The sequence below is a fragment of the Sphingopyxis sp. genome, from assembly GCF_050725655.1.
Taxonomy (GTDB): domain Bacteria; phylum Pseudomonadota; class Alphaproteobacteria; order Sphingomonadales; family Sphingomonadaceae; genus Sphingopyxis.
Genome location: NZ_JBOHHT010000097.1, coordinates 54,901 through 75,961, shown reverse-complemented (window position 1 = coordinate 75,961; position 21,061 = coordinate 54,901). Strand labels below are relative to the sequence as shown.

Here is a 21,061-nt window from a genome sequence, read left to right as displayed (position 1 = left end):
CCGATACGCAAGATTGTTTGACCTCGGCGCCAAGCCGGGCCAGCAGGGAGGCCATGACGACAGGGGTGAAGAAGATAGACGCGCCAAAGATCGAGCCCGGGCGGGTCGACGGCCGCCGCGAACGCGGACGGTCGAGCCACAAGCGCATCGTCGAGGCGATGATGGAGTTGATCGTCGCGGGCGACCTGTCGCCGAGCGCGGCGCGCGTCGCCGAAGAGGCGGGCATTGGCCTGCGCACCGTGTTTCGCCATTTCGACGATATGGACGCGCTTTATGCCGAGATCACGGCGACGATCACCGATCGCGTCGCGCCGATCGTCATGGCGCCTTATCCCGACCAGCCGTGGCGCGCCAACATCCGCGAGCTCGTTCGCCGACGCGTCCGCCTGTTCGAGACGACCCTGCCCTTCCGCCTCGCCGCCAACATCAAGCGCTATCAGTCGCCCTTCCTGATGGGGCAGTACAGCCGCGTCGTGATGCTCGAACGCGAACTGATTGTCCGCCTGCTCCCCGGTTCGGTCCGCGCCGACCGGATCGGCGTCGAGGCGCTGTGCGCGGCGCTGTCGTTCCATACCTGGCGGACGCTGCGCCACGACCAGAGCCTGTCCGCCGAAGAGGCCGGGACGGCGATGGGGCAAATGGTCGAAGCGATGTTGGCAGCGATCGTCGAAGAGGATTGATGCGCGACGCTTCGGTCCTGTTGTCGCTGGCCTTGCTTGGCACGCTCGCGGCATGCGGCGAGACGAAGGATGCGCCGCTCGCCGAAACCAAGGCGCCCGAATGCGCGGCGATCCCTGCAGAGGATTATGTGTGGATCCCCGGCGCGACCTTCGCGATGGGCGCCGATGCGCACCTGCCCGAGGAAGGTCCCGAGCGCGCTGCGACCGTCGCGGGCTTCTGGATGTCGACGCACGAGGTCACCAACGCCGGGTTCGCCGAATTCGTGAAGGCGACGGGGTACAAGACGCTCGCCGAGCAGGACCCGCCGAAGCTGCCCGGCGCGCCGCCCGAGATGCTGATCCCGGGCTCCGCGGTGTTCGCCGCGCCGACCGACGGCAATCCGAACTGGTGGCGCTGGGTCGTCGGCGCCGAGTGGCGGCATCCGGCGGGCCCCAAGACGAATATCGACGGACGCGGCCGCGACCCGGTGGTGCAGATCGGTTATGACGATGCCCTTGCCTACGCCAAATGGAAGGGCAAGGCGCTGCCGAGCGAGGAGCAGTGGGAATTGGCCGCAGCGACCGGCGGGGCCGACCGCAATGTGCCGGTCGACAAGGCGGGCAAGCCGCTGGCCAATTATTATCAGGGCGCATTCCCGGCGCGCGATCTCGGCACCGACGGCTACATCGGCCGCGCGCCGGTCGCGTGCTTCCCCGCCGACCAGCACGGCATTTACGACCTGATCGGCAATGTCTGGGAATGGACGACGAGCAAGGCGGGCGGCGAGAGCAATGTCATCAAGGGCGGCAGTTTCCTGTGCGCCTCCAATTATTGCGCGCGTTACCGCCCCGCCGCGCGCCAGTTTCAGGAACGCAGCCTAGGCACCGACCATATCGGTTTTCGCCTGATCGACACCGCGCGCGCGGCGCCGGCGGCGAAGGCCCCACACGAGGACTGATAACAGGGCGACGATCGCGCCGCCCCACAGCCCGAGGCGGATCAGGCGCGGCTTGCCTTGTTGTTCGAAGGCATAGCGGTTGATCTGTTCGTCGGCGGTGTAGCCCGCTGGCATGTCGAGCACGCCGTTCGCCTTTGCGTATGCGCGGTAGTCGGCCATCATGGCGGTGAAGCGGTCGGGCTCCGCCGCGGCCAGATCGCGCGTTTCGCCGGGGTCGGATTTCAGATCGTAAAGCCGCCAATTGCCGTCGCCGGTCGGCGCGAGGTTGCGCACCAGCTTGTAATCGCCGCGGAACAGCGCCGCATTGCCCGACAGTTCGTAACCGAGCGGCGCATCGCCATGGACGCTGCCCGCCCCGCCTTTCAGCATCGGAACGAGGCTGCGGCCGGTGACGGGCTCGACCGCCTTGCCCTGCCAGCTTCCGCCGTGGTCCGGCACACCGGCCAGTTCAGTCAGCGTCGGCAGGACGTCGGTGACATGCGCGAGGCCATTGCTGATGCCGCCCGCGCGGATGCTCGCATGCCCCGGCCAGGCGATGATCAGCGGCACGCGCAGCCCGCCCTCGGCGGCGGTGAACTTGTAGCCCGACAGGGGCGACACCGCCGCGCTCGCCCAGCCGGGGCCGATCGCGGCGAAACTGCCGCGCCGGCCGATGTTCGCGGTCGCGAGGTCGTATTGCATGTCAAGGTACAGGCGGTTGCGCAGGCTGCCAAACGGATTGGTTGGCTCGGCGCCATTGTCCGAGAGAAAGACGAAGATCGTGTTGTTGTAATCGCCCGTGGCCTTGAGATGCGCGACGAGGCGGCCGACCTCGCGGTCCATCGCGGTCGCCATGCCGCCATAGGCTTGCATCACGCGCACCGCGGCGGCGCGCTCTTCGGCGTCGAGCTTTTTCCAGTCGGGCGTCGTCGCCATCGTGACGATCGGTACGCCCGCGGGCACGATGCCGAGCGCCGCGGCGCGCTTTGCCCGCGCTTCGCGGAGCGCGGTCCAGCCATCCTTGTACATCGCCGAATAAAGCGCGATGTCGCTGTCGGGTGCCTGGATGGGGATATGGTTGGCAAGGAAGTTGATCGAGGCGAGGAAGGGTTTGCCGCTTTTGCGATCCGCCTCGATATAATCGATCATCCGCTGCACCACGAAATGCGACGAATAATAATCCTTGGGCAAGGTCGCGGGCTTGCCATTCTCGGTCCAGGCGGCACTATCGTACATGCCCTCGATCGGGCGCTGTTCGAAATTGTCGGCGCCAGCGTCGGCGAGGCTGTAAGCGCGGTCGTATCCGCGCGCGTGCGGCAGACGCTTCGCGTCGCTGCCGAGGTGCCATTTGCCGGTGAGATAGGTGCGGTAGCCCGCCGCCTTCAGAAGCTGCGCGACCGTTACCACGCGCAGGTTCATCACCGTGTCGTAACCGGGCTTGCCGCGATGCTGATCGGGGATCGTCTCGGGCATGTTGCCGAGGCCGTTGCGGTGGTTCATCACCCCCGTCTGCAGCATCGCGCGCGTCGGCGAGCAGGACGCCGCGACGTGAAAATTGGAAAAGCGCATTCCCGCATGCGCGAGCGCGTCGATGTTCGGCGTCGCGATTTCGGAGCCGAACGAACCGACCTCGGAAAAGCCCCAGTCGTCGGCGAGCAGGATCACGATGTTGGGATGCTTTGGCCCGGATGGACCGCGTTGCGCCTGCGCGGGCGCTATGGCAAGCAGGGCGCCGATTGTGATGATGGCAGCACGCCGGGACCCGCCTAAGCGACCCGGCATTTAGTGGTCCTCCTGCGCACTGCCATCACTCCCACCCCCTCGGGATATGGCACTTACTATGTCAATATATTGGCGAGTCAATGGGGGGTGATGAAGACCCCTTAACCTTATCGTTCGCGATATTCGGGAGCACGCTTTTCGAGGAAGGCGGCGAGCGCTTCGCGATGGTCCTCGGTCGCCGAAAGGATGACCTGCTGGCGATCCTCGATCGCCATTGCCGCCTCGAGACTCGGCGCGTCGATGTTGAGGTTCAGCGCCTGTTTCGAGAGGCGCAAACCGTGGGGCGACGTCGCCAGCATCTCGTCGGCGAGCGCGAGGCCGCAGTCCAGCAGCGCATCTTCCTCGACAATCTCGCTGACGAGGCCCGCGCGCAGCGCGCGCTCGGCATCGATGAAGCGGCCGGTGAGGATCATCTCGGACGCGAGGCTGGCACCGACGAGGCGCGGGAGGAAATAGCTCGATGCCATGTCGCACCCGCCAAGGCCGATGCGGATATAGGCGGCGTTCGCCTTGAACGAGGGCGAGGCATAACGCACGTCGGACGCGAGCAGCAGCGACAGGCCGCCACCGGCCGCGGCGCCGTGGCCGAGCGCGATGATCGGCTGCGGACAGGCGCGCATCTTGCGATAGATATTGCCGATGCGGGTCTGGGTGCGCAGCGTGCGCAGCACCGGCGTCTCGTCCGACGACCGGTCTTCCCGAATGTCGAGCCCGGCGCAAAAGCCGCGCCCTGCGCCGCGCAGGATGACGACACGGACCTCGGGGCGCTCGGCAAGCCCGCCGAAATAGGCATTGAGTTCGTCGACCAGCGCCTCGTTCAGCGCATTGAGGCGTTCGGGGCGGTTGAGCGTCGCGATCTCCACCCCACCGCGCGCCTCGATCAGCAGTTCGCTCACAGCGTCTGACCGTCGTCGACGGTGATCACGCTGCCGGTGATGCCGAGCGCCGCGTCGGAGCAGAGCAGGAGCAGCGGCGCGTGGAGATCGCTCGGCGGTCGCATGCGCTGGCGCGGGAAGCTCTTCACCATCGCCGCGCCGGTGTCGCTTTCGAACAGTTCGGCGGTCATTTCGGATGCGAAATAGCCGGGCTGGATCACATTGACGCTGATCCCGCGCCGCGCCCATTCGCGCGCCAGCGCCTTGCCCAGATGCCGCACCGCCGCCTTGGTCGCGCCATAGACCGAGGTCGCGGGAAAGACTTTCTCGGCAGTGATCGAGCCGATCAGCACGATGCGGCCGTGCTGCTTCTCGCGGCTGCCCGCCTTGTCGAGCCGCTTGGCCCCCTCGTTCGCGGTCAGGAAGACGCCGCGGACATTGGCCGCGAGCAGGAAATCGACCTCGTCGACCGACAGGCTCATCGCCATCTTCTCGGTCGCGACACCGGCGTTGGCGACAATTGTATCGACCGTGCCGAACGCCGCCTCGGCAGCATCATAGGCGGCGATCGTCGACGCCGCGTCGGTGACGTCCATGCTGACCGCGATCGCCTGCCCGCCCGCGGCCTCGATCGCGGCGACCTGCTCGGCCAGCTTGTCGGCGCGGCGCGCGGCGAGCACGACCTTCGCTCCGGCCGCCGCCAGAGCCCTGGCGAAGCCCGCGCCAAGGCCCGAGGACGCCCCGGTCACCAGCGCCACGCGTCCCGTGAGGTCGAACTTCGGTTGTTCCGCCATCATACATCCTTTCCTTCGCTTGCTATGCATTGACCCTGATTGACGTTCGCGTCAACCGGACGCGCGGCCTCGTTGAAAAACCGCAAGAAACCGGTTGACGAACATATTTTGTTCTCCTAATGTTCTTCTGTGCACACCAAACCTCATCCCCCGTCGCGGCTGCCGAGCGCGGCGGGCGGGGGATAAAGGGCTCCTTCTTTCGCATTGTCCGGCGCAGCATGGTTTGCGCCCGTGGATGAACCCATCGCGAAGGGCCGCCAAGCTTTTGAGCTGGCACAATCTCCAGCATTGATCGCGGGCGCAAACGCCGTCACAAATGGTCTCGTCGAATTGGACGATACAAGGGGCCTCAAGATGACACCATCGTTCGTCCTCGGCATGGACCGGACCTGAGCCGATGCACGCCGTCGAAACCTTCGAACTCGTCCTCGGGCTGCTCGCGCTCGTCATCGGGCTGCACTGGCTGGCGCTGAAGCTGCGCTGGCCGCCTGCGACCGCGCTCCTGGTCGGCGGCGGCGCGCTCGCCTTCATCCCGGGGTTGCCGGCGATCTCGCTCGACCCCGAACTCGCGCTCGTGTTGTTCCTGCCGCCGCTGTTGATGGACGGCGCCTATTTTACCGCGCTCGGCCGGTTTCGCCGTCACCTTCCCGGCATCTTGTCGCTTGCCGTCGGCGCGGTGGTTTTCACGACGCTCGTCGTCGGCGTGGTCGTGCATATGATCCTCCCCGACCTGCCCTGGGCCGCCTGCTTTGCGCTCGGCGCGATCGTCTCGCCGCCCGACGCGGTGGCGGCACGCGCAGTATTGAAGGGGCTCCATTTGCCGCGCCGGCTGGAAGCCCTGCTCGAAGGCGAAAGCCTGCTCAACGACGCGACCGGCCTCATCCTCTTCCGCTTCGCCGTCGCCGCAACGCTCAGCGGGGTGTTCCACACCGGCGAGGCCGTGCAGAGCTTTGCCTTTGTCGCGATCGGCGGGGTGATCGTCGGCGCGCTGGTCGCGGCGGGCTGGATCTTCCTCGCCAAGCGCCTCCATGACCGCATGCTTGTCATGCTCGTCACGATCCTGCTCTGCTGGGCCGCCTATATCGCCGGTGAAGCCGTGCATGTGTCGGGCGTCATCGCGACCGTCACCTCGGGCCTTGCCATGGGCTGGTATCAGCATGAGATATTGTCGGCCGACGTCCGCCTCCGCGCCAATTCGGGGTGGTTCATCATGGTGTTCGTCCTCGAAGCGCTCGTCTTCATCCTGATCGGCTTTTCGCTGCGCGGCGCGATCGAACGGATCGGCGGGATCGAGGCGATGCCGCTTTCGTGGACCATCGTGATCGCCGCCGTCGTGATTACCGTTATCATCGCGCGCTTCGTCTGGATTTTCGGATCGGAGGCGATCCTCGGAATGGCCCGCGTCGTCGGCCTGGAACGCGCCCGCCCGCTGGGCTGGCGGCAGGCGACGGTGCTGAGCTGGGCGGGGATGCGCGGCGTTGTGACACTGGCGGTTCCGTTGACCCTCCCCGTCGACATGCCCGGCCGCGACCTGATGCTGATCTGCGCCTTCGCGGTCATCTTCGTCACCGTCGTCGCGCAAGGGTCGAGCCTTGGCATGCTCATCCGCGCGGTCAAACCCGTCGACACCGATCCGCCCGCCAAAATGGCGCTGCCCGCCGCCGAAGCCGCGATGGCGCGCGCGCGGTTCGCGGTGATCGAAAGGCTCGCCTATGACGAGAATGGCACGCTGATCCATCCGATGATGCTCGAAGAACATCGCAAGCGGATGACCTTCATGGAGCGGTACGAGGCCGACGCAAGCACCGCGATGGACGGGCTACGGTCGCATTTCGACGTCCTGCTCCAGGCGATTGCCGCCGGGCGGGCGGAGCTGATCCGGATCCACCGCGCCGGGCTGATCGAGGATGAGGTTCTCCACGAACTCGAACGCGACCTCGACGTCGAGGAACTGGCGATGACGCTGCAGCTGGGGCAACCGGCCTAGCGCTCCGTCGACTGCGAATAGGGACGCGCACCCGGCGCCTTGCCCCATGCGGTGTCGGCCTTCGCCTGCATCGTGAAGCGCAGCGTGCCGCCGCTGCGGATTTCGGCGTCCGAAATCCAGCTGCGCGTCAACACCTTGCCGTTGAGCTCGACCCTACCGACATAGCGATTGGTATCGGAAAGCCCCGCCGTCTCGACGGTGAAGCGCTTGCCGTCGGGCAGGTTCAGCACCGCGCGGTCGACGAAGGGCCGCCCGATCACATATTGGTTCGACCCCGGCGCGACAGGGTAGAAGCCAAGACCGGTAAAGACGAGCCATGCCGACATCTGGCCGAGATCGTCGTTGCCCGAGAGGCCATCGGGGGTCGGCTTATACTGGCTGTCGACGATCTGCTTCAGCCGCTCCTGCGTCCGCCACGGCGCGCCAGCATAGGCGTAGAGATAGGCGACATGGTGGCTCGGCTCGTTGCCGTGGATATATTGGCCGATCAGCCCGGCAATATCCTCGGCATGACTATAGTCGAGCTTCGAATTGTCATAGTCGAACATCGCGTCGAGCTTGGCGACCGTCTTTGCGTCACCGCCGAGGATGCGGAAGAGCGCGGCCTGATCCTGCGGGACGAACCAGCTATATTGCCAGGCATTGCCCTCGGTATAGTCCGAGCCATAGTTGATCGCGGTCGGGTCGAACGGGGTGCGGAAGCTGCCGTCGGCCTTGCGCGCGCGGAGCCAGCCGGTCTTGGCATCGAAGCTGTTCCGCCAATAACCGGCGCGTTTGTAGAAGCGGTCGGCGATGTCTTTGCGGCCCATCTTTTCGGCCATGCGCGCGATCGTCCAGTCGTCATAGGCATATTCGACCGTCTTCGACGCCGCCTCGGGCTCGCGGTCGATCGGCACATAACCCAGCTTCATATAGTCGCCGAGCCCGCCATAGGGGGCGTATTCGGCGCTCGCGACCATTGCATCCAGGGCTTCATTCGCGTCAAAATCGTCCACGCCCTTCATATAGGCGTCGGCGATGACAGGGACCGCGTGATAGCCGATCATCGTCCAGGTTTCGCGCCCGTGGAATTGCCAGACGGGCAGGATGCCGTGCGGGCTGTGCTTGCGGCTCGCGACGAGCGATTTGACGATGTCGCTGTTGGTCGCCCCGGGCTGGACGAGCGTCAGCAAAGGATGCTGCGCGCGGAACGTGTCCCACAGCGAGAAGGTCGAGCGGAAGGTGAAGTCCTTTGCGGCGTGGACCTGATCGTCGGGGCCGCGATAGCGCCCGTCGACGTCGCTCCACACGCTCGGCGCAAGCAGGCTGTGATAGAGCGCGGTATAGAGATTGGTGCGCATCGACGCGGGCGCTTCGATTTCGAGTGCGCCGAGCGCTTTGCGCCATTCACCCTCGGTGCGTGCGCGGACGGCGTCGAAACCGGCGCCTTCCGCATCGAGGTTGGCGATGGCGCCGGCCTCGTCGACCCCGGATAGCGCAACGCGCACTTCGAGTGGCGCGGTCAGCGCGCCGAAATCGAGGCGGGCTTCGAGTGCTTTGCCGAGCTTTTCGGCAAGCGCGTCGCTGCCGCGGCCCGGCGCCTGAAAACCCTTGTACGCGACCTTCTCGTCGCGATCGAGGAAGGCGTGGGTCTTGAGCGGCGCCGAGAAGCGCATCGCGAAATAAAGCTTGCGTCCCGGCGCCCAGCCGCGCGTCTCGCGAAAGCCGGTGAGCGTGCCGTCGGGACGCAGATGCAGCCCCGACCAGAGGATCTTGCCCGGATAATCGTAGAGCGACGAGCGGAGGTCGAGCAGCAGATGCGCGTCCTTGCCCGCGGGAAAGCTGTAGCGGTGGACGCCAACGCGCGTGCCCGCGGTCAGTTCGGCGCGGATGCCGCTATCGGCGAGCGTAACGGCATAATAGCCGAGGCTCGCCTTTTCGGACGCATGGTCGAAACGCTGGCGATAGCCCGAGCCGGGCTGTTTCGGATCGCCCGGATCGAGCTTGACCGCACCCGCCTGCGGCATGACGAGGATGTCGCCGAGGTCCGAATGGCCGGCGCCCGAGAAATGCGTGTGGCTGAACCCCTGAATCGTGGGGTCGTTGTAGCTGTAACCCGCCGCATGATCGTAGCAGTCGCGGATCTGGCACGTCGCGTCGGTGTCGGGCGACAGCTGGACCATACCGAAGGGCGCGGTCGCGCCGGGGAAGGTGTGGCCTTCGGGGCCGGTGCCGATCATCGGGTCGACGAAGCCGAGCGGATCGGACGCGGGCTGCTCGGCGAAAGACTGGATCGGCACAAGGGCGAGCAGTGCGGCAGCGGCGGACAGGCGTTTCATCGCGCCCTTGTGCCGCCGCGCGGGCACGCTGTCCAACGGCGAACGCGAAGCGCGAGCTTCACCGCGCGGCATAGGTTCCGGCGCTTTCGACCGCCTCCATCGCCAGCGCAATCGCGCCCAGCGGACCCGCCATCGTCCCGAGTTCGGGCGAGATGACATAGGCGCCGTCGCCGGGGAGCTGCATATAGTCCGCAAGGCTCGCCTCGAGCTTGGCGTTGATCCGGGGAAGCAGCTGCGGCTGGCCCGAAAGCACGCCGCCGCCCATCGCGATCCGCATCGGCCCGGTCGTGCAGGCCAGCGCGTGCACCATCGTGGCGAGGCTGTGCACGATCGGCTCCCACACCGGATCGTCGGGCCCGACGCCGGACAGGGGCCGGTCGCCCAGCCGCGCGTTCAATGCGGTGCCCGACGCCAATCCCTCGACGCAATCGTCGTGAAAGCGGCAGACGCTCACCATATCGTCGCCGTCGAGGCGGGGAACGAGGACATGACCGATTTCGCTGTGGCCGAAGCCGCGCGTCGGCTTGCCATGGACGATCAACCCGACCCCGACGCCGGTGCCCACCGTGACATAAGCGAAATCGTCGAGGCCGCGGCCGCTGCCCCAGCGGATTTCCGCGAGCGCGGCGCCGTTGACGTCGGTGTCGAAACCGATCGGAACGTCGAAGGCCGATTGCAACGGTCCGAGCAGGTCGGCGCCTTCCCAATCGGGTTTGTTCGTCGCGCCGACCTGACCATAATCGGCCTTGGCAGGGTCGAGCCGGATGGGGCCGAAGGATGCGATGCCGAGACCGCAAAATCCATGCGACGCCGTCCAGCCATCGAGCACCGCCTTGATCGCGGGCAGCGTTTCCCATGGCACAGTGGTCGCAATCGTCCGCTGGTCGCGAATGTCGTCGGGACCCGCTGCAAGCGTGACGATACACTTGGTGCCGCCGAGCTCGACGCCGGCGAACAGGCGCGCTTCGCCGCGGTCTGTTACGGGACCATCCATTAGCGCCATCCCCTCGCCCAATCGCCGAGGTTTCTGGAGGGCACCGGGCCGCAGCGCAAGGCCGAAGCCCGACCGGTCGCCAGAAACATGGCTTCGGATCCGGCGAGTGTCAGGGTTTGGAGAGATTTCACGAGAGAGTCCGTTCTTATCATTTTCTTTTCGCTACCAAAAACTTGTCGCTAATCTGCTTCATGCGGGGGCAGAACCGAAGGAAGGCGGACGGTCGCGCTTGATGGTGCCGAACTGCGACGGCTTGGCGCCCATCTCGAAGACGAGTTCGCCGCCGCCGATCAGGTCGGCGTGCGCGATCCAGTTCTTGCTCCACGGTTTGCCGTTCCAGCGGACCGACTGAACATAGGGCCGGTCGGGGGCATTGCCCTCGGCACGGACGGTGAGGGTCTTGCCCGCGCCCACCGTCACCTCGGCAACATCGAACAGCGGCGATCCAAAGACGTAAATCGCGCTCACCGGATCGACCGGATAGAAGCCGAGCGCCGAGAGGATGAACCACGCGCTCATCTGGCCGCAATCATCATTGCCGATCACGCCGTCGGGGTCATTCTTGTACATCTCGGTGAGCAGGCGCCGGATCATCGCCTGCGTCTTCGCCGGCGCGCCGCAATAGGCGTACATATAGGCGACGTGGTGGTTCGGCTCATTGCCATGGGCATATTGGCCGACGAGGCCCGAGATGTCGGGCGGCGCATTGTCGGGCAGCGTCGAGGGCGCATTGAACAGCGCGTCGAGTTTCTGCTCGAACGCCGCATCGCCGCCGAAATGATCGATCAGACCGTAAATGTCGTGCTGGTTGAGGAAGGTCGCCTGCCAGCCGTTCGCCTCGGTATAGTCGCGCCATTTCTTGACATCATGACCGATCTGGACCGGATCATAATCCTTCCACCAGCTGCCGTCCTTGAAACGCGGGCGCGCGAAGCGGGTTTCGGGGTCGATGACGCCGCGGTAGTTCTGCGCGCGCTTGCGCAGCGCCGCCGCGTCGTCCTTCGCGCCGACGGCATCGGCGAGGTGCGCCATCGCCCAGTCGTCATAGGCATATTCCTGCGTCCGGCTGACCGATTCCCACACTTCGTCGCACGGGATGTAGCCGAGGTCGTAATAGAAGCCCCGGCCCAATGTGCTGTCGATATTCTTGAAATCGCGGTCGAAGGCGCGGCGGCGGATATTGGGCCAAGCGGCGGCGTAATCGGCCTCGATGCCCTTCGCATGCGCCTCGGCGAGCACCGAGACGGCATGCCAGCCGATCATGCACGCGGTCTCGACCCCCTGTAGCGGCCAGACCGGCGGGCCGGCGGGGCTTTGCGCCGTCTGCCGGCAGAGGTCGCGCGTCAGCAACGCGGCGCGCGCCGGGTCGATCAAGGTCAGCAGCGGATGGAGCGCGCGATAGGTGTCCCACAGCGAGTAGGTGCTGAACGCCTCCTCGCCTTTCGCCGCCTCATGCACCTGCCGGTCGAGCCCGACATAACGGCCGTCGCGGTCGGTGAAGAGCGTCGGCGCGAGCTGCGCATGATAGAGCGCGCTCGTCATGATGGTGCGCTGCGCCTCGGTGCCGCCCGATACGCGGATGCCGCCGAGCGCATTCGCCCAGGTGCCGCGCGCGGCCTTAACCGCGCCATCGAAATCCCAGGCGGGAACCTCCTGCGCCAGTGCATCGCGCGCGCCTTTTACGTCGACCGCCGAAAGCCCTGTCTTGATCAGGATCGGCTGGCCCCCGGCATCGTCGAAGAAGAAGGCGACCTTGAGCTTGTTGCCCTTGATCGAGGTCGCGCCGTCGGGGACCGGTTTGCCGTCGTCGCCGAAAAATTGCACCCGATCAGGCTTGCGCGACATCTGCATCGCGAAATGGATGCGCCGGCCCTTGGCCCAGCGATTGACCTGCCGGCCGCCGGTGAGCGTGCCGTCGTCGCCCAGATCGAGCGATGCCTTTTCGACGACGATGCCCTTGTCCCAGTCATCCTCGATCGCGTGCGCGAAATCGATCAGGATATGCCCCGGCCCCTGGCCGAAGCGATAGCGGTGCAGCCCGCAACGTTCGGTCACGGTGAGTTCGGCGAGCACGCCGGTCTCAAGCTTCACGCGGTAATAGCCGGGCTCGGCATGTTCGTCCGAATAACGCTGACGATAGCCCTCGCCGGGTTTCTCGATCGTTCCGGGTTCGAGCTTCAGTTCGCGCCGCGTCGGCACCACGAGGATGTCGAGCATGTCGCCGATGCCGGTGCCCGACAGGTGCGTATGGCTGAACCCCATGATCGAGCCATCTTTCTGGTGATAGCCCGAGCAGGCATCCCAGCCGTGGGTGTTCGTATCGGGGCTGAGCTGCGCCATCCCGAACGGCAGCGACGCACCGGGGAAGGTGTGGCCGTGCCCGCCGGTGCCGATGAAGAGGTTCGGCTTGCCGATGGCGAGCGCATGCCCTTCGCCCGCCGCGCGCGTGCAGCCGGCCGGGATCGCCCCGCCGAGCGCGAGCAGGCCGGTGGTCGCAAGAAGCTGGCGGCGGCTCGTCGTGATCATCGCGCCGCGCATCACAGGGGCCGCGACAGCAGCGCGGGGCGCTTGTCGGCGACCTCGACGATCAGCTGGCCGAACAGTGCGTTGGCCCAGGCGAACCAGCTGCGCGTGAAGTTCGCCGGATCATCCTTGTGGAAGCTTTCGTGCATGAAGCCGGTGCCGCCGTGCGTCGTCTTCAGCCAGCGCAGGCATTGCAGGATCGTCGCATCGTCGTCGGCGTTCATCGCACGGGTGATGATCGACATCGGCCAGATCATGTCGAGGCCGATGTGCGGACCGCCGATCCCCTCGGCCGCCGTGCCCTTGAAGAAATAGGGATTGCGCTCCGACCAGGCGAGCGCGGCGGTGCGAAGGAAAATCGGGTCGCTCTTGTCGACGACGTCGATCAACGGCAGGCCCGACAGGCTCGGTACATTGGCGTCGTCCATGAAGACGGTGTTGCCGAAGCCGTCGATCTCATAGGCCCAGACCTGACCGCCCTTGCCGTCGTCGATCAGCGCATGCGCCTTGAGCGCGGCCTCGACCTCGGCGGCGAGTGCCTCGGCATCGGTCGCCGCGGCGCTATCGCTGCGCGCCTCGCGATGGACGATGGCGATCTTGCGCAGCACCGACACCGCGAACAGGTTCGACGGGATCAGGAAGGGATAGAGGCACGCATCGTCCGACGGGCGGAACATCGAGTGGATCAGGCCTACTTTCTTCGTCGGCGAACCATAACCGCTCAGCATCACGCTGTCGGTGGGCTGGAGCGCAGGGCGCTGGAAGCTGTAGGGTCCCGGCCCGTCCTTGCGCTGCTGGACGCGAAATGTGTCCACCGCGAGCTTCATCGCGCGCGACCATGTGTCGTCGAACACCGTCTTGTCGCGGGTGCGGGTCCAATATTCATGCGACAGCCGCATCGGATAACAGAGCGAATCGATTTCCCATTTCCGCTCGGCGACGCCGGGCTTCATCTCGGTCTTGTCGGTCTGCGACCATTCGAGCTTCGAGGGCGCGGTCGGGTCCTTGTCGAACGCATTGGCATAGGGATCGATCAGGATGCAGCGCGCCTGACGCTGGATCAGCCCCTGGAACAGGCGCTTCAGCTTCGCGTCCTTGTGGGCGAGGTGGATATAAGGCTGTACCTGCGCCGAGCTGTCGCGCAGCCACATCGCCTCGATATCGCCGGTGATGACGAAGGTGTCGGGGCGGCCGTCGAGGGTGCCCGTTTGAACCGTCGTATCGAGCGTGTTCGGGTAGCAATTCTCGAACAGCCAGGCGAGTTCGGGGTCGGCGATCTTCGCCTTCACGCGCGCGATCTCGGCCTCGATCGCGGGGCTGGTGAAGGCGCGCTGGCCGGGCGCGGGGCGCTTGCTCACAAAGGACGCGGCGGCACGCGCGGTCGCGGGCATCGCTGCCGCCAGCGCCAAGGCGCCGGCGCCGGCCATGATCTCGCGGCGGTTGGGGGTCATGTTCATCTCCGAAATCATTTGGCGGGCGCGCTGATCGAGAAGGGCGCATCGGCGGGGGCGGTGCCCCATTGCTTGTTGGGCTGGGCGCCCATCACGAAGTCGACCGTGCCGCCCTGCGATAGCGCACGGTGGGTGAAATAGGTCTTGGTTTGCGGCTTGCCGCCGAGCGCCACCGACTGGAGATAGACGTTCGTCGCGCTGTTGTTGGCGGCGTTGATCGTCAGCGTCTTGCCGCCCGGCATCGTCAGCACCGCTTTCTGGAACAGCGGGCTGCCGATCGCATATTCGCCCGTCGCCGAGGCGACCGGGTAGAAGCCCAAGGCCGAGAAGACGTACCAGGCCGATGTCTGGCCATTATCCTCGTCGCCCGGATAGCCGTCGGGCGCCGACGAATAGAGTTTCGCCATGATGTCGCGCACATGCTGCTGCGTCTTCCACGGCGCACCCGCCCAATTGTAGAGATAGGGCATATGCTGGATCGGCTGGTTGCCATGGGCATATTGGCCCATGTCGACGATCTGCATCTCGCGGATCTCGTGGATCACCTGTCCATAATAGCTTTCGTCGAAGATCGGCGGCGTGGTGAAGACCGCGTCGAGCCGCTCGACGAATTTCTGCCGCCCGCCCATCAGGGTCATCAGCCCCTCGACGTCCTGCATCACCGCCCAGCTATAGTGGAGCGCGTTGCCCTCGGTGAAGGCGTCGCCCCATTTGTAGGGGTTGAACGGGGTCGCCCACGACCCATCCTGATTGCGGCCGCGGATCCAGCCGCTCTGATTGTCATAGAGCTTTTGGTAGTTCAGCGCCCTTTCGCCATATTTCTTCGCATCGGCATCTTTGCCGAGCGCCTTGGCAAGCTGTGCGATCGAGAAGTCGGCGGTCGCATATTCGAGCGTGCGCGCGGCATTTTCGTTGATCCCGACGTCATAGGGGACATAACCGAGCCGGTTGTAATATTCGGCGCCCTCGCGCCCGACCGCGCCGATGACCTTGCCCGCCTTGTCCTTGGGTCGACCCTCGCTCGTCGTCGCATTCTTGATCATCGCTTCGTACAGCGTCTCGACGTCGAAACCGCGCACGCCGTTGACATAGGCGTCGGCGATCAGGTTGGCCGAGTTCGACCCGATCATCACGTCGCGATAGCCGGGGCTCGCCCATTCGGGCAGCCAGCCGCCTTCCTTATAGGTGTTGACCAGCCCCTGCATGATCTGGCTGTCGAGTTCGGGATACATCAGCGCGAAGAAGGGGAAGACCGCGCGCCAGGTGTCCCAGAAACCGTTGTCGGTGAACATATAGCCGTCATGCACCTTGCCGTCGTACGGGCTGTAGTGGACGATCTTTCCGGTCGCGTCCTTTTCGTAAAAAATGCGCGGGAATTGCAGCATCCGGTATAGCGACGAATAGAAGGTGCGGACCTTCTCGGGATCGGGATCGGTGACGCGGATGCGCGACAATTGCTTTTCCCACGCCGCCTTTGCCTTGGCCTGTGTGGCATCGAAGCTGTCGCTGCCGATTTCGGTGCGCAGGTTCAAAAGCGCCTGCTCGGGGCTGATGAACGACGAGGCCACCTTGACGTGGACCTTGTCGCCCTTCTTCGTCTTGAAGCTCAGCACCGCGCCGACATGGTCGCCTTCGCGCGCCAGCTCGTTCGTCGGCTGATTGTCGCCCGCCCAGGTGCGTGCGAGCGTGAAATCGCGGTCGAACTCGGCGACGAAATAATTGTGGAAATTGTCGGGCACGCCGCCGTTGTTGTTGCGGACATAGCCGGTGATGCGGCGGTTCTTGACGTCGACCTTGACCATCGAGCCGCCCGCGAGACCGTCGAGCAGAATGTGTGCATCGTCGCTTTCGGGGAAAGTGAAGCGGAACTGCGCGGCGCGCTCGGTCGGGGCGACCTCGGCGGTCACGTCATAGTCGGCGAGGTAGACCTTGTACGAATAGGGACGCGCCACTTCGGCCTTGTGGCTGAACCAGCTGCCGCGCTCTTGCTGCTTGACCTTCACCGGGCCGGTTTCCGCCATCAGCGCGAAGGCGGCATAATCGTTCATCCATGGACTCGGCTGGTGCGTCTGCTTGATGCCGCTGATCTTCTCGCCGTCATAGGTATAGCCCCAGCCGCTGCCGGGCTCGCCGGTCACCGGCGTCCAGCTGTTCATGCCAAAGGGCACCGCGACCGCGGGATAGGTGTTGCCGTACGACAGGCGATAGCTGGAATCGGTGCCCATCAGCGGATTGACATAATCGACGAGCGCGGTCTGCTGCGTGCCCGATTGCGCAAGCGCCGCGGGTGTCCCGATGCTGGTCAGCACGAGCGCGCTCGCGGCGGCGCTCAGCATCATCTTGCGGATCGTCTTCACTTCGTCTCTCCCCTGTTTGCCGGCGATCCCGGCAGCGGGCGCGCTGCGACGCCCTTGTTCGTCATTTTCACCGGCGCGATCGTGCCGTCGGCGTTGAAGGTCATGCGGTCGATCGCGAGTTGGCGGCGCTCGCCGCTCGTCTGATCGAGCGGGCGGCGGTGATAGGCGATATACCAGTCGTCGGTGCCGGGCACATTGACCACCGAATGATGCCCGGCGCCGCGCGCGATCTTGAAATCTTGGCTCAAAATCTTGCCCATTGGCTTGAACGGCCCGGTCGGCGACGGGCCCATCGCATAGGCGACCGAATAGTCGGGGCCGGTCCAGCCGCCCTCCGACCACATCAGATAATAGACGCCCCCCCGCTTCACCATGAAGGAGCCCTCGACATAGCCGGGGGGCGTGATTTCCTTGAAGGTCGTGCCGTCGGCAAATGGCTCGATCGAGGTCAGATCGTCGCCGAGACGCACGACGTTGCAATGCTTCCAGCCGCCATAATAGAGATAATGCTGCCCATCGTCATCGCGAAAGACGAACTGGTCGATCGGCTGCGCGCCATTGTGGAAGGCGCCGATCAGCGGCTTGCCGATCGCATCCTTGAACGGCCCCTCGGGGCGGTCGCTGACCGCGACGCCGATGCCGCCGCGCTGGTCGTCCGACTGGATGTCGTTCGCGCCGAAAAAGAGATAATATTTGCCGTCCTTCTCGATCGCCGACGGCGCCCACACGGCATAGGCGGCCCATGCGACATTCTCGACGTCGAGGACATGGTCGTGCTTCGTCCAGTGGACGAGGTCGGGCGACGAAAAGGCGTTGAAGAAAGTCTGGAAATGATAGGAAGGCCGGACCGTCTTTTGCTCGCGCAGCTTCTTCTGCTGCTCATTGAAATGCTGTGAGACGTCGGGGGTCTCGCCATGATCCGAATAGGTCGGATAGATCCAGTAGCGGCCGGCGAAGACGCGGATCTCGGGATCGGCGTACCAGCCGGGAACGATCGGATTCTCGGCCGCGGCCGTGCCGCCCGTTAGCAGCGCCGCACCGAAAACCAGCGATTTCAACCAGACACGCACCCTGCGCCGCTCCCCGTTTCGCTCATTATAATAGTCATACCCGCTCGCCCGGAAAGAGGTGGGTGGCTCCTTGCGGAGCCACCCAAGTGGGAGAGCTGGGGTATGGGCCCCATCAGAACTTGTACGAAACGCCAACGTAAGCGCGGCGGCCGAAATAGTTGCTGCGGACGAAACGGTCCTTGGTGTCGTTGCCAAGGTGCTGACGTTCTTCCGACTTGGTCAGGTTGATGACCGACGCGGTGAGCATCAATCCGTCCATCAGCTCGTACGAGGCGTTGATGTCGACCTGTTCATAGGGGTCGGTGTAGATGTTGAGGCCCGAAGAGAGTCCTTCGACCTTTTCGCCGCGACGATTGTATGAAGCGCGCACGAGGAACTTGTCGGTTTCGTAGAAGACCGACGCGTTGACCTGCGTCTTCGAACTGCCGACCAGCGGCGATTCGCCGACCTTTTCGCCGTCGAGCGTGATGTCGGCGACCGAGGTGTCGTTATAGGTGAAGTTCACCTGCGCGCCGAGGCCGAAGTCGAACGTGTGCTGGGCGTAGATTTCAACGCCCTGCGACACCGCATTCGAACCGTTGGCGACGGTCGAATAAGGCTGGATCAGCACCTGCTCGCCGTTCACTTCGCGCGTCACGTCGAGCACGAGCGGGACGACGAAGTCCGACACATCCTTGCGGAACAGGCTGACGCCGAGCACCGAGCCGCGCTTGAAATACCATTCGACGCCAAGGTCGTACTGCCAAGCCGAGAAGGGCTGGAGGTCGGCGTTGCCGCCGCTGCCCGACCAGCCTTCGAACTCGCCGAACTGGCCGCGATCGAAGGCATAGGCCGCCGAACGATAGGTGAGCGAACGCTGCGATCCGAGATCGTTGAACGACGGACGCGCAATCACCTTGGCGACGGCGCCGCGCACGACGATGTCGGGGGTGACTTCGTAGACGACATTCAGGCTGGGCAGCCAGTCGGTGTAGCTCTTCGACTGATCGACCTGCGTGTTGACGATCACCTCGCGCTGCGAAAGCGGCAGCACCTGGCAATTGCCGTCAGGGCCGATCGGCACGTTCGGATCGAGCGGACCACCTGGACCGTCGACGCAATAATCGTTGAGGAACTGCAGGCGATCCGACGTCAGCCCCGACTGCTTGGTGTGCGCGACGCGGACACCGATATTGCCGCGCAGCGGGCCGGCCTCGAAATCGGCCTGCACATAGCCGGCGAACACCTTTTCCTTCAGGTCATAGGTGTTGTTGGGTTCGGGGACGCGCACCGACGGGCCATAGGTGTCGTTGATATAGTCGAGATAATTGTTGAAATTGATGCCCGGGAACAGGTTCGCGCCGAACCCGCCGGCAATGTTGCCGATCGGCTTGTCATAGAAATATTCGGGCCGCGCAACCGCGCCCGCGGGCGTGTCCTGATAGCGCCGCTTGGTCGCCGGATCGGCATACCATTCGTTGCGGCCGGTTTCGCGGTGGATGCTCATCTCGCGCCACTTGCCGCCGACGCGGAACGCGCTGAGGAAGCTGTCGAAGCGGCGGACGAGATCGAGCTGTGCATAACGCTGCGAGATCGCACTGTTGGTAAAGCCCGACCCGGTCGAGCCGACGTCGATCTGGGCGATGCCGTTCTTGATATTTTCCTGCAGCTCGGGCGAGAACTCCATGTTCAAATTGCCGCCGGTGAAATCCCAGTTGCTCAGGAAATTGCCGTTCTGCTCCTGTCCGGTCACCGTCAGGCGCGGCTTCGCGGCGACGCCGAAGCGCATCGACGGGCCGCCGGTCGCGCGCGTCTTGCCGAATTTCAGCACCGCGTCGAAATTGTCCTGATTCCAGGCGACTTCGGTCTCGAACGTGTTCGAAACCTGCTTTTCGCGGCTGTAGGTGCCCGCAATCTGCGGCGTTTCCATCGTGCATGGCGTCGCGTTGGCCGAACATCCGGTCCCCGCTGCGGGCACTTGGAAATTCGCCGACTGGAAGATCGTGCCGCTCTCGTCGAAGGTCGGCGCGGTGAAGAAATTGCCGTACCCCCATTCGGGGATCTTGAGCACATTGCTCTGAAAGTTGCTCTTGTAGTCGAAGCGGAAATAATTGGCGGTGACGGTCAGATTTTCGATCGGACGCATCTGCGCCGTCGCCTGGATGCCAAGGCGCTTGCGCTGCTGCGAAAAGACTTCGGCGTTGACCGACTGCGGCGCCCAATAACCCGAATAATGCTTGCCGTCCTGACCCGTCACGCCGGTGCCGGGCCAATAGGAAATCGCGTCGTCATTCTCGAACGGATTGCCGTTGACGTCGGTCGCGGGGGTGATGATGTCGCCGTTCGCGTCGCGGTCGCTCCACCAGCGCCAGGTTTCGGTCGAGCCGCGCAGCTCGCGGTTCGCACGTTCCTGATAGGTCGCGCCGATGAGGAAACCGAGGCGTTCTTCGGGGTCTTTCCACGAAATCTGCCCGGCGATCTGCGGGTCGAATTTCTTGGTCGTATCCGAATAGGTGCCTTCGGCCGAGACGAAACCCGACCAGGCCGGCAGGTCGAACGGACGGCGGGTGTTCAGGATCACGGTGCCGCCAACGCCGCCCTCTTCGAGCCGCGCTTCGGCCGACTTGTACACTTCGGTGCTGCCGATGAAGTTCGACGGCAGCAGGACATAGTTGAACGAGCGCTGGGGATCGCCGCTGTCGGCGCCGGCGATGAAATTGCCGTTGAGTAGTGTCAGCGTAAGTCCACTATCCAGGCCGCGGATGCTGACGCGGCTGCCCTCGCCGCCGTCGCGCGTGATGATCACCCCGGGAACGCGCTGCAGCGCGTCGGCGACGTTCTTGTCGGGGAATTTGCCGATATCCTCGGCGGTAATGACTTCGATCAACGCGTTCGCTTCGCGCTTCTGCTCGAGGCTCTGCTCGATCGATTTGCGATAGCCGGTGACGACGATCGCATCGCCCGGCGCCGCCTCTGCCGTTTCGTCCGCCGGCGGCTGCGGCGTCGGTGCCGCCTGCGCATGGGCCTGCCCGGCGCTGCACAGCGCAGCGAGCGTGCCCGCGCTCAGCATCAGTTCGCGTACCAGCCGCTCGCGCCGCGACGCTTTCGCTGAATGGATTTGTCCTGCCTTCATCACATCGACCTCCCTGTTCGAGGGGCTGTTCGCCCCCACTCGTTATTCGGCGCCTTCGGGGTCACCGAGCAGCGGATCATCGGACCCGTTGAGCCTCTATCAGAATATAAAAAACAATTTGTCAAAATAAATTTTTCGAGCCGGTGGAGGGACGCGATGAATCGTTCCGAAGTCGCGACAAATGCGCAATTTTTCGCAGTT

At 64.7% G+C, this 21,061-nt stretch carries 13 protein-coding genes; 3 read left to right on the top strand and 10 right to left on the bottom strand.

From position 1 onward, the window contains the following. The first annotated feature begins 53 nt into the window (after positions 1-53). Both ACREBX_RS15020 and ACREBX_RS15015 read left to right on the top strand, forming a co-directional pair. On the top strand, positions 54-680 hold the full coding sequence (locus ACREBX_RS15020; RefSeq protein WP_431562547.1) for a TetR/AcrR family transcriptional regulator: 627 nt from the start codon (positions 54-56) through the stop codon (positions 678-680). Then, positions 680-1,618 (top strand): formylglycine-generating enzyme family protein, encoded by a 939-nt coding sequence (locus ACREBX_RS15015; RefSeq protein WP_431562546.1) that lies wholly within the window; start codon positions 680-682, stop codon positions 1,616-1,618. Before ACREBX_RS15020 ends, ACREBX_RS15015 begins: the two co-directional genes overlap by 1 nt. Here the strand turns inward: ACREBX_RS15015 and ACREBX_RS15010 are convergent. The 3 genes from ACREBX_RS15010 to ACREBX_RS15000 all read right to left on the bottom strand — a co-directional run bounded on the left by ACREBX_RS15010 (position 1,538) and on the right by ACREBX_RS15000 (position 5,051). Next, a complete protein-coding gene (locus tag ACREBX_RS15010; RefSeq protein ID WP_431562545.1) occupies positions 1,538-3,262 on the bottom strand; it encodes an arylsulfatase in 1,725 nt (574 codons plus the stop codon). The genes ACREBX_RS15015 and ACREBX_RS15010 overlap by 81 nt on opposite strands. A 224-nt stretch (positions 3,263-3,486) precedes the next feature. Continuing rightward, the gene (locus ACREBX_RS15005; RefSeq protein ID WP_431562544.1) at positions 3,487-4,275 is read right to left on the bottom strand and encodes an enoyl-CoA hydratase/isomerase family protein; all 789 of its coding nucleotides are present in this window, start codon (positions 4,273-4,275) and stop codon (positions 3,487-3,489) included. After that, the gene (locus tag ACREBX_RS15000; RefSeq protein ID WP_431562543.1) at positions 4,272-5,051 is read right to left on the bottom strand and encodes an SDR family NAD(P)-dependent oxidoreductase; all 780 of its coding nucleotides are present in this window, start codon (positions 5,049-5,051) and stop codon (positions 4,272-4,274) included. The genes ACREBX_RS15005 and ACREBX_RS15000 overlap by 4 nt, the downstream gene beginning before the upstream one ends. A 394-nt stretch (positions 5,052-5,445) precedes the next feature. On the opposite strand from ACREBX_RS15000, the gene ACREBX_RS14995 reads away from it, so the two are divergent. Then, on the top strand, positions 5,446-7,035 hold the full coding sequence (locus tag ACREBX_RS14995; protein WP_431562542.1) for a Na+/H+ antiporter: 1,590 nt from the start codon (positions 5,446-5,448) through the stop codon (positions 7,033-7,035). On the opposite strand, the gene ACREBX_RS14990 is transcribed toward ACREBX_RS14995, so the two are convergent. The 7 genes from ACREBX_RS14990 to ACREBX_RS14960 form a co-directional block, all read right to left on the bottom strand. Then, positions 7,032-9,353 carry a GH92 family glycosyl hydrolase gene (locus ACREBX_RS14990; RefSeq protein ID WP_431562541.1) on the bottom strand — a complete coding sequence of 774 codons (2,322 nt, stop codon included), beginning with the start codon at positions 9,351-9,353 and terminating at the stop codon, positions 7,032-7,034. The two genes, ACREBX_RS14995 and ACREBX_RS14990, sit on opposite strands and share 4 nt — an antisense overlap. Before the next feature lie 58 nt (positions 9,354-9,411). Further along, complete coding sequence (locus ACREBX_RS14985) at positions 9,412-10,347, bottom strand: ROK family protein (RefSeq protein ID WP_431562540.1); 936 nt, start codon at positions 10,345-10,347, stop codon at positions 9,412-9,414. Positions 10,348-10,536: 189 nt separating this feature from the next. After that, on the bottom strand, positions 10,537-12,873 hold the full coding sequence (locus ACREBX_RS14980) for a GH92 family glycosyl hydrolase (RefSeq protein ID WP_431562539.1): 2,337 nt from the start codon (positions 12,871-12,873) through the stop codon (positions 10,537-10,539). Positions 12,874-12,884: 11 nt separating this feature from the next. Next, positions 12,885-14,321: a glycoside hydrolase family 125 protein gene (locus ACREBX_RS14975; RefSeq protein WP_431562558.1), complete on the bottom strand. Its 1,437-nt coding sequence runs from the start codon at positions 14,319-14,321 to the stop codon at positions 12,885-12,887. A gap of 14 nt (positions 14,322-14,335) precedes the next feature. Continuing rightward, complete coding sequence (locus tag ACREBX_RS14970) at positions 14,336-16,660, bottom strand: GH92 family glycosyl hydrolase (RefSeq protein ID WP_431562557.1); 2,325 nt, start codon at positions 16,658-16,660, stop codon at positions 14,336-14,338. A 14-nt stretch (positions 16,661-16,674) separates the two neighbouring features. Continuing rightward, complete coding sequence (locus ACREBX_RS14965; protein WP_431562538.1) at positions 16,675-17,748, bottom strand: glycoside hydrolase family 43 protein; 1,074 nt, start codon at positions 17,746-17,748, stop codon at positions 16,675-16,677. A 112-nt stretch (positions 17,749-17,860) separates the two neighbouring features. Beyond that, positions 17,861-20,860: a TonB-dependent receptor gene (locus ACREBX_RS14960; protein ID WP_431562556.1), complete on the bottom strand. Its 3,000-nt coding sequence runs from the start codon at positions 20,858-20,860 to the stop codon at positions 17,861-17,863. Positions 20,861-21,061 lie beyond the last annotated feature (201 nt).

Excerpts from the sequence above, each read along its gene's own strand:
- ACREBX_RS15015 (WP_431562546.1), top strand. The coding sequence starts at position 680 with ATGCGCGACGCTTCGGTCCTGTTGTCGCTGGCCTTGCTTGGCACGCTC.
- ACREBX_RS14975 (WP_431562558.1), bottom strand. The coding sequence starts at position 14,321 with ATGACCCCCAACCGCCGCGAGATCATGGCCGGCGCCGGCGCCTTGGCG.
- ACREBX_RS14985 (WP_431562540.1), bottom strand. The coding sequence starts at position 10,347 with ATGGATGGTCCCGTAACAGACCGCGGCGAAGCGCGCCTGTTCGCCGGC.
- ACREBX_RS14970 (WP_431562557.1), bottom strand. The coding sequence starts at position 16,660 with ATGATGCTGAGCGCCGCCGCGAGCGCGCTCGTGCTGACCAGCATCGGG.
- ACREBX_RS15020 (WP_431562547.1), top strand. The coding sequence starts at position 54 with ATGACGACAGGGGTGAAGAAGATAGACGCGCCAAAGATCGAGCCCGGG.
- ACREBX_RS15000 (WP_431562543.1), bottom strand. The coding sequence starts at position 5,051 with ATGATGGCGGAACAACCGAAGTTCGACCTCACGGGACGCGTGGCGCTG.
- ACREBX_RS14995 (WP_431562542.1), top strand. The coding sequence starts at position 5,446 with ATGCACGCCGTCGAAACCTTCGAACTCGTCCTCGGGCTGCTCGCGCTC.
- ACREBX_RS14980 (WP_431562539.1), bottom strand. The coding sequence starts at position 12,873 with ATGATCACGACGAGCCGCCGCCAGCTTCTTGCGACCACCGGCCTGCTC.
- ACREBX_RS14960 (WP_431562556.1), bottom strand. The coding sequence starts at position 20,860 with ATGAAGGCAGGACAAATCCATTCAGCGAAAGCGTCGCGGCGCGAGCGG.
- ACREBX_RS14990 (WP_431562541.1), bottom strand. The coding sequence starts at position 9,353 with ATGAAACGCCTGTCCGCCGCTGCCGCACTGCTCGCCCTTGTGCCGATC.